Source organism: Patescibacteria group bacterium, from assembly GCA_028711655.1.
In the GTDB taxonomy this organism is placed as follows: Bacteria; Patescibacteriota; Patescibacteriia; order Patescibacteriales; family JAQTRU01; genus JAQTRU01.
The window spans coordinates 1-14,510 of the sequence record JAQTRU010000029.1; the positions used below are offsets into that span (position 1 = coordinate 1).

A 14,510-nucleotide genomic window follows, 5' to 3' on the forward strand; every position below is an offset into this window, starting at 1 on the left:
TATCCAACTGTTTTAAAAATCGGAGATGTTTACCATATGTGGTACACAGATATAGATGATGATGAGGCATATAAGACAGGATATACGGTTTCTAACGATGGCGTAAATTGGAGTGAGGGAACTATAGTAAGCGGGCTTGCCGATAAACCTGCTCATGCTCTTGTTGAATATATTAATGGAGGATACAAGATGTGGTACTGGGACAGTGGTAGTGGTGCGCCGGGTAATATATATGGGATTGACGCAATAAGATATGCCGAATCAATAGATGGAATTTATTGGGAGAATGACCAGCCGATTACACAAGTAGATAATACAGTAATTGCGTCATCTGGTTGGAACAGTGGCAGTTATGGTCCCGGAGATTTGATACACAATTCAAGCGGATCTGAAGCCTTGGACGATAGTGATATATGGAATAATAAATTTGTCATGTATTATATGGGGACGAACGGAGATAATGAATATATAGGCCTCGCTTATTCTGCGGACGGCAAAGAATGGAAGGGTTATAATGGCGGCACAGCGCCCGTATTATCTCCATCAACTGATGAATGGGACTTTACTTCTGTTGGGTATCCAACTGTGGTTAAAGAAAATGAAACCTGGATGATGTGGTTTGGCGGAGGGCCAAATACCAACCATGGAATTGGTTATGCCACATCAGCCGATGGGATAACATGGACAAAGAGCGCCACTAACCCGATTATGCATAAGGATGATGGGGTTTCTTGGAGAAATGATAGAACATATACGCCGATAGTAATAAAAGACGGAGATGTTTATAAAATGTGGTTTACTGGGAAAGATTCTTCCGGCAATTATGCCATAGGTTATGCCACGAATACCAACCCCAATGCTTATTCAACCATTCAGGCCGCGATTGATGCCGCTAGCGAGGGGGATACGATTAATGTCGCTGCGGGGACTTATACTCCTGATAATTTAGATTGGGATGGTTATGGGTTTTTAAGGATAAATAAGCCGTTAACATTAAAAGGGGCGGGAAGTTCAAACACAATAGTTGACGGGGAGCATTTGCATAGTGTAATTTCCGGTTATGATGGTAAGCATAGCACTTGCTTATGGATTGGGAATTCCGACGTAACATTGGAAGGTCTGACAATAAAGGGATGCGATTGGGGTATTAGAGCCAGCGATGCGCATTCCGGAGCGAATGAAATTTCCAGTTTGTTATTCAATGACGTAACGGTCACTGATAATTTTGGACATGGATTTGTTTTTGAGAATTATAATGACGTTTCTTTCAGCGGGGTTGACTTTATAGACTCTAATGCAAACGAAAACGGAGACAGGGGAATTTATATCTCTCCTTCATCAAACGCAGAAGATTTTACATTAATAAACACAAATGCCAATGGCAATAAAAAAGCAGGGTTTAATTGCCAAGGAACCCTAGACGGACTGATGATTACCGGGGGGACATTTAATGATAATACTGGTGGTTTAAATTATGAAGGAAAAGGTCCTTATTTTGGTGCTGGAATTGAATTGAGCGGAGTTAGTAATGCCACAATAGATGACATTGAAATAAATGAAAATGGGTTATTGGGCCCTCCGGATATTAAAGAAGGTCCTCCCGGAGATGAAGAAATTTCCGGCGGAGCGGGAATTATAATAAAGGGAAACTCTGATAATATTGAAATAAAAAATTCAGCATTAGAGGGCAATGCAAATGGAATTTTGATTGAATATTGGGAAAAATGGTCCACCCCCGAACCAACCAATATTGTCGCGAATTATAACAAAATACAAGGTAGTGTTTATTATGATGTTTTGAATTGGGGGCCAAATCAGACTGTTAACGCGGAAAAGAACTGGTGGGGGACTAACGTAAAAAGCGAAATAGAAGCGTTGATTAGCGGAGATGTTGATTATAGATTTTGGTATATGGACGAGGACATGATAGAAATCAATTATCCTCCGGTTCATAACGCAACCCAGGATACTTATTATCTTGCAATTCAAGACGCGATTGATGCGGCGAATGATGGGGATACGATTGTTGTCGCAGCTGGGACTTATGCTGTAGATAGCTCAATTAACGTAAATAAAAGCGTAACAATAACCACGGATGCGTCCGCGACTATTGTCGGTCAAAATAGCGATACAGTTCCAGTATTAAGAATAACCGCTAATAATATTACTATTGAAAATTTAGAGATTACTCTCACGCCCGACGCTATTAGTGCTTATAGTAAACAATATAATGGCCTTATTCACGTTGGAGAGAATAAAGTGATCGAAAATTTAACGGGTATTAAAATCTTGAACAATAAGATATTTACTCCAAGCCAAGGCGACAGAAACACCATGTCTGAGTGGGGCGCATTTGGAATTAAATTTGAAAGGGGTTGTATGGCCACTATTACAGGTAATACTATTTATAATACCAGACAAGGTATTTCCGGGAGTTATGGCTCCAGTCTAGATGTTAAAAATAACACAATTTACAATACCAAGGGTGGTATCTGTATTTATACAAATTTTGGAGATATTGAGAACCATAATATTGTTGACAATTTATGGGATGCCCCAATTTCAGATTTAAGCCATAGTGAATGGGATATTGTATGGCATTCTGGGGGATCATTTGTTGATGTGGAAAATTGGGAAGAGCATTATCAAACATATGTTTTAAATCTTTCTGGAGACAACAGTAATGCTTATGTTGTTGATTGGCGACAAGCCAGTACAGGTAAAGCAACACAGAATAACCGAAGTCATGTTTTTGTTTACGACGGTGATGTTAACGGTGAGGGTGGTGTTACAACACCGATGAATAACATTATGGGAGCAATTACGGGTGTAACACCAGGTGGCAAGGTCTTTATTTCGGCTGGGACATATGGAATTGCTGAAATGGGTGGCCCTGCGTATGAACCTGTTAGTATTAATAAACCATTGACATTGCAGGGCGCGGGTAGCGCAGATACGATTTTAGATGCCGGCAATCCCGACCCTCATTGTGATGTGATTTGGATACGATCTTCTGATGTAACCGTGAAAGGGCTTACGGTTACTAACGGTGATTTTGGCGTCCGGATAAATGGCGGGACAGAGGCATTGGACAATATTACCTTTATTGATGTGAAAGCTTTGGATAATAACGGCAGCGGTTTCGTCTTTGAAGGCCCTGAAGTTAGTAATGTTACTTTCACAAATTGCCGAGCGGAAGATAATGGCAATAGAGGTATTTATTTTGTACCTGGTAAATCTTCAGAAAATATTACTTTAATAAATACCAGCGCAGATAACAACCAGGTAATGGGCTTCAATAACCAGGGAACAATGACAAATCTAAAAATTGAAGGCGGAACCTTTAATAATAATGCCGGAGGAAGTCCGAGAAACACAACCGAAGGGCCTTATTATGGATTCGGGGTTAGCGTGGAAAACACAACTGGCGTAAATATTCAGGGAATAACAGCCAAAAGCAATGGCACGGAAGGGCCTGCCGAAGGCGGAGCGGGGATTGTGATTAAGGGTGATAGTTCCGATGTTAATATCAACAGCGTAGTATTAACTGGAAATAAGATTGGATTGTGGCTTGAGCCAAAATGGGGTGAAAATCCCGCGCCCCAAGATACGACTATTAAAAATAGCAAGATACTTGATAATGTTGATTATGGAGTGAAAAATGATATTGAAGAGATTACCGTCGAGGCCACAAAGAACTGGTGGGGGGATCCGTCAGGTCCGGAACGAGAGACTCCAGGTAATTCAGGTATTTGGGTAGGCCAGGGAGATAGGGTTTCCAGTTTTGTTGATGTCATTCCTTGGTATGCCAATGTAGCCAAAACAGCTTTGTCTGACGCTACTTATAATGACGCTATCTATACCTCTGATACTTCCGGTCAGGCGGATTTGCCTGAAGACGTTACGGAAATTACGCTTGATGATGATACGGTTTTAGACGTTTCCGGAGGCATGGATACGGCTATAGGCAATAACATTGTTGTTGGCGGAACGACTCTGGCTTTGAATGCTTTTACCAGCGGTAATATTACCGCGCCGGTTGATTTAAGCGCTTCTCAGGATATCGGCGGGCAGCAAGTCAAGGTAGAAAAAGCGGTTAAATTAAAATCAGGCACAGCCGGACAGCCGATTACTATTTCCAATGTTGGTTTAGCTAACACCAAGGTTGATATTCCGGACGAAACAACGATTTTGGCTCCGAGCGGCTGGGACGGGAAAATAGAGCCGCCGAAAACCGGAACTAAAACCGGAACCGCGCCTTCGGGCTTTTCTGTCGGCAATACCGTGGTTGAAGTCGGGTCCGAGGCCGGGGTATTATTATTTGATAAGCCGGTGAAAATTACTTTGCCCGGAGTTACGGGCGAGGTGGCTTATCGGCCTTCCGGCTCAAACACTTGGCAAAAAATAACCGTTACTTGTGATAACGCCACTAACCCGACAAACATAAGTTTCCCGGGAGAATGTTATATAAAAGTTGGTTCTGATACCATAATTCATACCTATCACTTTACTTCCTTTGCTTCGTTAGCCGCGACTCCTCCGTCTGCTCCGACCACCGGCGGCGGCGGTATGCCGATTTGGTTCCTGCAACAACAGCAACCCGCGACTCCGGCTACCCCGGCGACTCCGGCTGCTCCAACCACTCCCGCGACTCCCGCGATTCCGGCTACCCCGGCGACTCCGGCCGTTCCGGCTCCGCAAGTTTTGGGAGAAAAAATATACGCTGACGGAACTTTGGTGCGGGGACGCGACAAAAAAATTTTTATCATTGTTGACGGCCAGAAGAAATATATTCCCAACCTGAAAGAGCTGGCCAAATACGCCGGACAAAAAATTTATGATGTGGCCAATTCGGTTTTGATCCAGTACCCGGAAGTTTTGGGAGAAAAAGTCATTGCCGACGGCGCCTTGATCAGGGGAGCGGACGCTAAAATTTATGCCATAAAGAACGGGAAGAAAGAGCATGTAAGGAGCTTGGAAGAATTGCGGAAAAATTATTTCGGGAAAAAGATTTATGATGTGAGCGACGAGACGCTGGCTAAGTATTAAAAGTTGAAATTGATATACAAACCCCGCCCTTCGCGAAGGGCGGGGTTTATTGTAGAAAAAATTTTGAATAAAAAATCGGCCGTTTGGATAGTTGCTCCAAACGGCCTAAGCCTACTGGTTTTCTTTTTTGCCCTTTTTTCTTTTTTTTCCGTCCTTATTGCGTCTTTTTTCCGGGTCATACCCCAAAAGCCCCTGTTTTTCAAGTTTTTTTTTGAGGGCTTTAAGGGCTTTATCAATATCGCCGTTCCTTACAAAAACGCTCGCGTTGACTTTCATTTTTTGCCTCCATCGGTGGAAATTGATATATTGAGATGGTTACAAAACTGCTCCTGCTGCGATTTGCCGTTTTCGGCCAATACTTCGTCAAACTGGCACAAAATGATTTTCGATGTAGCTCTGCTACACCTCAAATCATTTTGTTGGTTTTCCTCGTCTTGTCCAAAAACATCTAAATCTCGCAACGAAACAATTTTGTAAACATCTCATTTTAAAATAGCCAATTATTAGTATACTCTATTTATCAATTTTTAAAAGTTTTGTCAATTTTTTTTAAAATTTACCCCTTTTCCCTCGCCCCCTTAAAAATCCCCCTCGCCCCCTTTATCAAGGGGGAAACGTTTGCCCTTCGTTGTTTTGATAATGAAAATTAAAGTTTCACGTTATGCGTTTCACGTTCCACGTTATGCGTTCCGCGTATTGTTTGTTCCTTTTTTGGGGAAATGGTATTATAGAGTTGGAATTTATTTTTTTTAAAATAAAAAAATATGCCGGAATTGCCGGAAGTGGAAACAATTAAAAATGATTTGAAAAAAAGAATTTTGGGCAAGCTGATAATCGGGGTTGAAATAAGAGGTAAAAAAGCGGTAAAGAGCCGGCCCGTTGATTTTATTAAGATTTTGAAAGGCGGTTCTTTTTCCGGCTTGGATAGAATTGGAAAGCTATTAATTTTTGAACTGGCTGATAAGAAGAATTTTTTGTTGATTCATCTGAAAATGACCGGCCAGCTGATTTATTGCGGGGAAGGGGGAATTGTGGCCGGCGGCCATGAAACAGGGAGAGAAGGGGATGAAACAGGAGCGTTGCCGGGCAAACATACCCGTCTGATTTTTTCTTTCAAGGATAAGGCCGGATTATTTTTTAATGATCTGCGCAAATTCGGGTATGCTAAAATTGTCAATAAAAAAGAATTGGAAAAAATAAAAGGGGGATATGGCCCAGAACCTTTGGCAAAGAAGTTTACTTTAATGGCTCTTGAAAGGGTTCTGGAAGGCAAAAACGCGCCTATTAAGGCGATTTTACTTAATCAGGGCCTAATTGCCGGAATTGGCAATATTTACGCCGATGAAGCCCTTTTTGAGGCCGGAATCAAGCCTGACAGGCGGGCCGGAAGCCTGTCCGGGAAAGAAAAAGAAGCTCTTTTCAAAGCTATTAATAAAGTTATAAAAAAGGCCATAAAATACCGCGGCACCACTTTCAGCAATTATGTGGATCCGTCCGGCCGAAGGGGCGGTTTTATTAAACTGCTTAAGGTTTATCATCGGGAGGGGGAGAAGTGCAAAAGATGCGGGGGGTTGATAAAGAAGATAAAAACGGCCGGCAGAGGAACCAGGTTTTGCGAAAAATGCCAGAAATAAAGATTGGATGAATAAATTACAAATTCCTCGGCCTCGCCAATCCCGCCTTAGCGGGAGGGGCGGGCAAATTACCAAATTTTTTAAACTATTGTTTAGAGTTTTGAATTTTGGTAATTGGGATTTGTTTAGGATTTAGGATTTAGGATTTAGGGCTTAGGATTTTGGATTTAGGCGTTGTTTGACTTTTTCGGTATCTTATGGCTATAATTAGGTATAATTTAGTTATTTAGTTAATTGGTTACTTAGTTAATTAGTTTTTGATTTTTATATTTTAAAAATTACCCAACTGTCTAACTAAGGCAACAAATATTATGTCCCAAGACAACATGATAAAAATGGAATGCAAGGAATGCAAAAGAATAAATTATTTCTCCAAGAAGAACAAAAAGACCCTCAAAAACAGATTGGAACTGAAGAAATACTGCAAGCATTGCCAAAAACACACTTTGCACAAAGAAACTAAGTAAGAAAATTTTATGCTTAGAGCGATAAAAATCAGCCAGTTTGCCGCCTTGCTGGTTTTTGTTTTAATTTTATCCGGATGCGCTCCGGCAGATTTGGGAGACAAGTTAAAAGAATTTGATGAAAAGGTCGGCCAGAAATTGGACCGGTTGCAGGAGGAACAACAGGAAGATTTATCCAATATTTTTGACAAAGGGAAGAAACCGCCGGAGGCGAAAGATCTGACCAGGGAGCAGAAAGAGGGAATTGACGGCTGGCTGGAGAAAAACAATCTGAACCGTTATGGCGATTCAACGGACATGATGTATGCCGGCGGCACGCCTCTTTTCAATGAAGCGACCGGGGAAAGCATTGACCGCTATGATTATATTTTAAAAAATCATCCAAATCTTCTGGATGAGTTGGGGAAATAGCGATTTATAATTATTAAACATTAATTATTATAATACTATTATGAACAAAAATGTCATATCCAAAATATTTTTAATCGCTTTGATTATTTTCGCGGTTATCGCCTGTTTTTTGGTGTTCAGGCCCTTTTTGGTGGAAATGCTGGCGGCTGCCATTTTGGTTTCAATTTTTTATACCCCCTATGAGTGGCTGGTCAAGAAATTTCGCGGCCGGAGAAATTTGGCTTCTTTGGCGATGTGCCTTTTGGTAATTTTGGTGGTGATTATTCCGGCTGTAAACCTGATTATTTATACGGCGCAGAGGTCGGTTTTGGCCTATTCGGAAACGGTTAATTTTTTGAATAAAACCAATCTGGACGGCGCCATAAAGAGCAATGTTTTGGAAAAAGCCAATTTGCTCGGCCTGGACGCGGATAACCTAAAAGTTTTTGTCGCCGACATTACCAAAAAATCCAGCAATTGGCTGGTGGACGGGGCGGCGACTTTGGTCAAAGGAACAACCAGTTTTATCATGTCCCTGATTATAATCGTCTTCACCATGTTTTTCTTTTTTGTGGACGGCGGCAAAATAATGGACAAAGTGATGTATTGGACGCCGCTTTCCAACAAATATGACCGGGAAATATTCAAGAAATTCCGCGATGTAAGCTATTCAACAATGATTTCAACTTTTTTGGTGGCGGTTGCCCAAGGCGCGATCGGCGCGATCGGATTTATGATTGTCGGCCTGCCTGCCTTTTTCGCCGGTTTGTTCATGGGCCTTTTCTCTCTTTTGCCTTATATCGGCGCCGGTTTTATTTGGTTTCCAACGGGAATTTATTTGCTTTTTGTCGGAAAAATTTGGCAGGGAATTTTCCTTCTGGTTTGGGGAGGTTTGGTGATAAGCCTAGTTGACAATCTTATTTGGGCTTATGTCATCAAGGGCAAAGCCAAAGTCCATCCGATTTTTGTCGTCTTATCAATTTTGGGCGGGATTTCCTTGTTCGGTTTTTGGGGAATATTTTTCGGGCCGCTGATAATCTCCGTGGCCATCACTATTTTTCATATTTACGAACTGGAATACGGGGAAGTGCTGGAGAAATAGTTAAGAGTCCATAAAGCCATAAAGTCTGCTAGCTGGTGGAATAATTAACAATTAGCAATTAACAATTTTTCTGTTAAATCTTAAATCTGAAATCTTAAATCTGAAATTAATCTGGGGGAATAGTTCAATGGTAGAACACGGGTCTCCAAAACCTGTGATGAGGGTTCGATTCCTTCTTCCCCTGCAAAAATGTTAAATCAGTGTCTCACCCGTCGCTCGCGAGGGGCGGGGTTCGACCGAAAAATAAATTTATCGGTTTTTTGTTACTTTTTTAAATTTTAACGTTATATTTAATATAAAAACAAACTAAGCAAAAAAATTATGAAAAAAAATTTAATCACAATTATTTCCACTGTTTTGGTCGCTTCGGCTTTAATCGTGGGAGGTTCTTACGCCCTTAAAAACGAAATTTTTTTCGGTGAATCGCCCGAAAAAAACGCGGCGAAATTTTATGAGCAATGGATCGCCTATGAAGGCAACCCGATGGTGGATAGGATATATTACCAAAATGACTTAATTACAGAAAATTTTTCCGCCAAAGTTGACGCTATAATAGAATCTTTTCTGACTGGTCAGGCCGGAGGTTATGACCCGGTTCTTTGCGCCCAGGATGTGCCCGCCGGCTTTGAACTGGGGAAAGCGCAGATTAACGGCGATACGGCCGAAATTTTTTTGACCGAATTTTTTTCCGGCGGAAACAAGACCATTTTGGTGGAAATGAAAAAGGAAAAAGGCGAATGGCTGATAAATAATGTCCAGTGCCAGGCCGGTTCGGCAGAGAATAATTTTAATGAAACCGGCAATCTGGTTTATAGGGATAATGCTTGGAAACTTGTTTATGAGAAGCCCGGAAAACCGGCTTTAACCGTTGATTTGGAATTTGGCTCCGATTGCGTTTGTTATCCGGGTGATGGCAGAGAAAATCCTTGCCGGCCAACTCTTTGGGAAGAAGGATACCGCGCCACCGTTAGCGGTAAGAGAGATGGCGATACAATTGAGACCGCATCATTATTTCTCCAAGTTCCTTCTCCTATTTTGCCCCCGGACAAAGCTTTTGGGGAGGGAGAATCGTTTTGTGTTGACAGGTGCGGAGATGGTATTTGCGACGAAGTGGTCTGTCTGGCCCAAGGTTGCCCTTGCCCCGAAACTTCGCAATCCTGCCCGGCAGATTGCCAGTAATCCGGGAGTTTTTTTCGTTTGATGCCAATAAAATTACAGCTTGCGGCGGCTGTGATTTTTTTGCGGGAGGTTTTTAATTTTTGCCAAGTTTGCTATAATAAACATATGAATCGGCCCAAAATTAAACTCTTGAAAAATTAAGATATTTTTTCCGGGGTTAGGATGTATGTTTTATGCGGTTTTTAAAAAAATGATTCTTAAAGCAATTACGAACAAGCAAAGAATCATAATCGGATTTATCAGAATTTCTTTGGTTTTGGCCATACTCGGCAGCATTTACGAGATTAATTGGATGTCCTTGTTTGTAAGTTCGCTGGTTCTTGTTTTGAGCTTTTCTCCTGAATTTTTTTTCCGGAGATACAATATTTTTCTGCCTAACTCTTTGCAGATATTTGCTATTGTTTTTATCTATGCCGGATTATTTTTGGGAGAAGTAAGGAGTTTTTACATAAAATTTTGGTGGTGGGATTCCTTGCTGCATTTATTGTCCGGATTGGCGCTCGGTTTCGCGGGGTTTTTGCTCGTTTATATTTTTAACAAGACCGGAAAATTCCGTTCAAGCCATATTTTGCTTGCGGTGTTTTCTTTTTGCTTCGCCCTGGCCCTGGGGGCTTTGTGGGAAATTTTTGAATTTTTCCTGGATCATTTTTTTCATCTTGATATGCAAAATGCCAGGGATTTATGCGATATCACTATGGACTATTGCGATTCCCGCCTTGGCGTGATAGATACTATGTATGATTTGGTTCTTGATTCGGCCGGGGCTTTGGGCGCTTCGGTTATTGGTTTTCTGTATTTAAAAAAGAAAACCCCCTCTTTTATCAAAGAAATAATAAGAGATTTTGAGAAAAAGAATAAGAGTTTGTTCATGATAGGTAAGAGAATTAAATAACGCTTATGTACGCCTTTTTGCTAACGGCAGTATTTTTTTTAATTTTTTCCCATTGGCTGGTTTATGATTTTTTCGCCCGCAATTTTTCCGTGGGAACCGGGCGGGGGAAAAATATTTTGCGTCTGGTTTTTTTTCTTTTGCCGGCCGGATTTATTTTTTCTTCCATTCTTGTCCGCTGGCAGGAAATTTTTTTAATCAAGGCTTTATACTTTATTTTCAGCTTGTGGCTGGGGGTGTTGGTTAATTTTTTGCTGGCTATCGGCGCGGCCTGGCTTATAATGGGAGCAATGGAAGCTTTGGGCAAAAAAACAAATCGCCTTGTTTTTGGCATAGCGGTTTTAGCGGTCGTTTTTCTTTATAGCGGTTACGGGGTGTTTAACGCCTTGACGCCGGCAATAAAAAAAATAACGGTTCCGATAAACGGCTTGTCGGCGGAATGGCGGGGGAAAACCATTGCCCATCTTTCCGATCTGCATTTGGGAGAAATTTTGGGAAATAGATTTTTAAAAAGGGTTGTGGAAAAAACCAACAGCCTGAATCCCGACATTATAGCGATCACCGGAGATTTATTTGACGGCCTGGACGGGAATTTGAATTCTTTTTCCGGGCTTTTGGGCGCTTTGAAAGCCCCCAAAGGCGTTTTTTATGTTATCGGCAACCATGAAATTTATTTGGGTTTAGAAGAGGCCCTGGGAGCGCTGGAAGAGACGGGGATAAGGGTTTTGGACGATGAGATGGCGGAAATAGGCGGTTTGCAGGTTATCGGAGTAAGTTATCCCGGCCTTAGCTTGGACAGATTTGAAAAAAACATAAAAAATAATTATGACCCGGAGAAACCGGCGATTTTGCTTTATCACGCGCCGGTTGATATTTTATCCGGCCAGGCGAATGGCGATAATCCCCGCAAAGACATTTATTTATCGCCCTATACGGATTTTAGCGCCGCCAAAAATTTTGGCATTGATTTGCAGTTGTCCGGCCACACGCACGCGGGCCAGATTTTTCCGTTCAACATTATTACAGGATTGATTTATGGCGGCCGTGATTACGGATTGCATCGGGACGGGGATTTTACTCTTTATGCCACCAGCGGCGCCGGCGCTTGGGGGCCGACGATGAGGACGGGGAGCCGGTCGGAAATCGTTTTGATTACTTTGGAATAATATTTTTCAATTATGGATTTTAATAAATTAAAGTTAACGCTGAAAAAAATGGGGGAGCCGGATTTCAGGTACAGGCAGATAAAAGACGCTTTTGCCAAGCAGTTTATTTTGGATTTTGAAAGCATTTCAACCATTTCTAAATCTTTGGCCGATAATCTGGCCGGAGAAGTCGCTCCCTTGTCTTTTCAGGCGGAAAAAATATTTGAATCAAAGGATGGCTTATCGTTTAAAGCTTTGTTGCGCCTGCCTGACGGTTTGGCCGCAGAAACGGTTTTGCTTTCGCCGCTTCCCGGGCGCTGGTCCGCCTGCGTTTCCAGCCAGGTCGGCTGCAAGCTCGCCTGCCGTTTCTGCGCTACGGGCAAGAGCGGATTCAAGCGCGACTTAACTTGCGAGGAAATTACCGATCAGGTTCTTTTTTGGAAGAATTTTTTTAAGACCCGAAAATTGGCCGGAAAGTTTTCCAGTATAGTTTTTATGGGCATGGGCGAGCCATTTTTAAACTGGCCCGAAGTAAAAAACGCTTTAAGGATTCTGACAGGGGAGGAATTTTTTAATTTCGCTTCAAGGGATATTTCCGTCTCCACTTCCGGGATAGTTGAAGGCATAAAAAATATGGCGCGGGAGTTTCCGCAGGTCAATCTAGCCGTTTCCCTTGTTTTTCCCAATGACAGGCAGCGCAGCCAATATATGCCGGTTAATCGGCGCTTTAACCTGAACCAGCTTAGAAAAGCCTTAATTTATTATTTCAGCAAAACAAACCGCAAGGTCTTCCTGGAATATATAATGTTTAAAAGCATAAACGACCAGTTGGCCCAGGCCGACGAGCTTATTGAATTTATCAGGTCGATTGAAGGCGGAGCAAAGCTCATCCATGTTAATTTGATCCGCTATAATGTTGCGGCGGGCGATTTGGCTCCGTCTGACGTTAAAACAGCCCAATGGTTCAAAAATTATCTTGCCAAGAAAAAAATCGGGGCAACTATCAGAAAAAGTTTGGGCGCGGAAATAAAAGGGGCTTGCGGGCAGCTGGCCGGCAAAAATTGATTAATTGCCCCGTATTGCAAAGAAATTAATAATTTATTTAATATTAGCAAAAATTTAACCTAATTTTTTAGTTAAAATCCGGCAATAGGGCGGTGGATAACGGCAAAACAAGACAATTACCTTGAAATTATTGGCGTTTTTCAATGTTTTCCTGTATAATGTAATTAGCTTGTGGATCAATTGTGGGTAATTGCCGGTAAATATATAAGTAAAATTAAGGATAAAAATTGTGAAAGTCCTTAGTTTACCTATATATTTACCTTTATCTAAAATTGATCTCCGCAAATTAATAAATTAATTTTTAAAAAACTTATGGCAAAAATGACAAAGTCACAAATGCTGGCTGCTTTGGCCGAAAAAACCGGCTTAAGCAAAAAGGATGTGGCTAATCTTATGGACACCTTGACCGAGATGGCCTACAAGGAAGTAAAGGGCGCGGGAGAGTTTGTTTTGCCGGGAATCGGCAAATTGGTAAAAGTGAACAGAAAAGCGAGAATGGGAAGAAACCCGGCTACTGGCGAAGAAATTCAGATTCCGGCCAAGACCGTGGTTAAATTCAGAGTATCCAAGTCTGCCAAGGATGCCGTCCTCTAAAAAGTTTAGAAGTTTCAAAAAAAATAGAGACGCGATTAGTCGCGTCTCTATTTTTTGATTTATATTCTTAGATTATCTCGTAGCTCCAGAGTAGGCGATAGCGCGGACAATATCCCAAGCCGAAGCGTTTTTCGGGCTGTAGCCGTAAATAGCTCTAAATATTCTGATAGCCGCTTTTTCGCTGTCTAAATTTCTGTTGGCCGGCCGCAAACCATAGGCCATGACGGTTACGGCCGCATCGTCATGGGGGTTGGTTCTGTCCGGATTTCGGAGATATATTTTTTTGAAAGCGGCTTCAGCGTTGCCTTCGGTTTGTTCATTCGTTTCGCTTGGCCAGCGTCCATTGGCGATTTTTATAGCATCGCTCCATTCCGTTTCTGTGGCTGGCAGCTTGCCAAAGGCTGATTTGTAAGAATTAACCACGCCGGCCCTTTCGCCCTCGCCCAATTTCAGGGTCGTGTCCGTGCCATAGGCAATAAAATTATTCAGGGCGTTTCGCTGTTCTTGCCCGTATCCCGGCATATCTTTTATCAAAGATTTTACATATTTCTCAACACTTGCCTTTTCTTTAACCAAATCTCTTTTAAATCCGAGTTTGCCAAGAAGGGAATTGACATTGGCTTTAACAATTTCAGCCGCTTCAGAAACAATGGCGGTAATTTTTTCTGCGAATGCCTGGGCTGCCTGTTTGGCCGTATCGGTTATTTCTTCTACCGCTTCTTGGGTTTTTTCAACTAATTTTTCCGTTGTGCTTGGAGTCTCCGCCTCCTCTTCTAATTCCTCTTCCGATGTTATTGTTTCTCCTTGCAAGAAAGATGACGAAGGGCCGCCGCTAGAAACACAAGTATAGCCATTCTGGGTATAGCCGCTATTACAGGTGATGGCGCAGGCGGAGGAAACGGTGCCATTAGAGATGGTTTTAGTGGAACAAACTCTTAAAGCGGTGGAATCGGCCAGAGCGGTTTCGTTGCCGCCGTCGTCAGCCGCCGTGATTTTATA

The 14,510-nt window shown here is 42.1% G+C and carries 12 protein-coding genes and 1 tRNA gene; 11 read left to right on the top strand and 2 right to left on the bottom strand.

All coding sequences use genetic code 11. The annotated features are described in order from the left end of the window. Positions 1-36: 36 nt before the first annotated feature. Positions 37-5,049 carry a right-handed parallel beta-helix repeat-containing protein gene (locus PHQ42_03880; GenBank protein ID MDD5071846.1) on the top strand — a complete coding sequence of 1,671 codons (5,013 nt, stop codon included), beginning with the start codon at positions 37-39 and terminating at the stop codon, positions 5,047-5,049. Between the two features lie 111 nt (positions 5,050-5,160). Here PHQ42_03880 and PHQ42_03885 read toward each other — a convergent pair whose 3' ends face one another. Beyond that, entirely contained in the window at positions 5,161-5,325 is a 165-nt protein-coding gene (locus tag PHQ42_03885; GenBank protein MDD5071847.1) for a hypothetical protein, read from the bottom strand. Positions 5,326-5,813: 488 nt separating this feature from the next. Here PHQ42_03885 and mutM point away from each other — a divergent pair, with 488 nt between their 5' ends. The 10 genes from mutM to PHQ42_03935 all read left to right on the top strand — a co-directional run bounded on the left by mutM (position 5,814) and on the right by PHQ42_03935 (position 13,511). Continuing rightward, the gene (gene mutM, locus PHQ42_03890; GenBank protein ID MDD5071848.1) at positions 5,814-6,683 is read left to right on the top strand and encodes a bifunctional DNA-formamidopyrimidine glycosylase/DNA-(apurinic or apyrimidinic site) lyase; all 870 of its coding nucleotides are present in this window, start codon (positions 5,814-5,816) and stop codon (positions 6,681-6,683) included. A 311-nt stretch (positions 6,684-6,994) separates the two neighbouring features. Beyond that, positions 6,995-7,150, top strand: a complete 156-nt coding sequence (gene rpmG, locus PHQ42_03895) for a 50S ribosomal protein L33 (GenBank protein ID MDD5071849.1) — start codon at positions 6,995-6,997, stop codon at positions 7,148-7,150. 9 nt (positions 7,151-7,159) lie between these two features. Next, complete coding sequence (locus PHQ42_03900) at positions 7,160-7,558, top strand: hypothetical protein (protein MDD5071850.1); 399 nt, start codon at positions 7,160-7,162, stop codon at positions 7,556-7,558. A 40-nt stretch (positions 7,559-7,598) separates the two neighbouring features. Beyond that, the gene (locus tag PHQ42_03905) at positions 7,599-8,639 is read left to right on the top strand and encodes an AI-2E family transporter (GenBank protein MDD5071851.1); all 1,041 of its coding nucleotides are present in this window, start codon (positions 7,599-7,601) and stop codon (positions 8,637-8,639) included. A gap of 113 nt (positions 8,640-8,752) precedes the next feature. Then, a tRNA-Trp gene (locus tag PHQ42_03910) sits at positions 8,753-8,823 on the top strand. 137 nt (positions 8,824-8,960) lie between these two features. Next, the gene (locus PHQ42_03915; GenBank protein ID MDD5071852.1) at positions 8,961-9,818 is read left to right on the top strand and encodes a DUF3828 domain-containing protein; all 858 of its coding nucleotides are present in this window, start codon (positions 8,961-8,963) and stop codon (positions 9,816-9,818) included. 190 nt (positions 9,819-10,008) lie between these two features. Continuing rightward, a complete protein-coding gene (locus tag PHQ42_03920) occupies positions 10,009-10,710 on the top strand; it encodes a hypothetical protein (GenBank protein ID MDD5071853.1) in 702 nt (233 codons plus the stop codon). A 5-nt stretch (positions 10,711-10,715) separates the two neighbouring features. Further along, positions 10,716-11,873 carry a metallophosphoesterase gene (locus PHQ42_03925; protein MDD5071854.1) on the top strand — a complete coding sequence of 386 codons (1,158 nt, stop codon included), beginning with the start codon at positions 10,716-10,718 and terminating at the stop codon, positions 11,871-11,873. A gap of 12 nt (positions 11,874-11,885) precedes the next feature. After that, on the top strand, positions 11,886-12,917 hold the full coding sequence (locus tag PHQ42_03930) for a 23S rRNA (adenine(2503)-C(2))-methyltransferase RlmN (protein MDD5071855.1): 1,032 nt from the start codon (positions 11,886-11,888) through the stop codon (positions 12,915-12,917). 312 nt (positions 12,918-13,229) lie between these two features. Continuing rightward, positions 13,230-13,511 (top strand): HU family DNA-binding protein, encoded by a 282-nt coding sequence (locus tag PHQ42_03935; GenBank protein ID MDD5071856.1) that lies wholly within the window; start codon positions 13,230-13,232, stop codon positions 13,509-13,511. Between the two features lie 72 nt (positions 13,512-13,583). On the opposite strand, the gene PHQ42_03940 is transcribed toward PHQ42_03935, so the two are convergent. Next, positions 13,584-14,510, bottom strand: a 927-nt coding sequence (locus PHQ42_03940; GenBank protein MDD5071857.1) for a hypothetical protein, incomplete at its 5' end; no start/stop codon positions are given.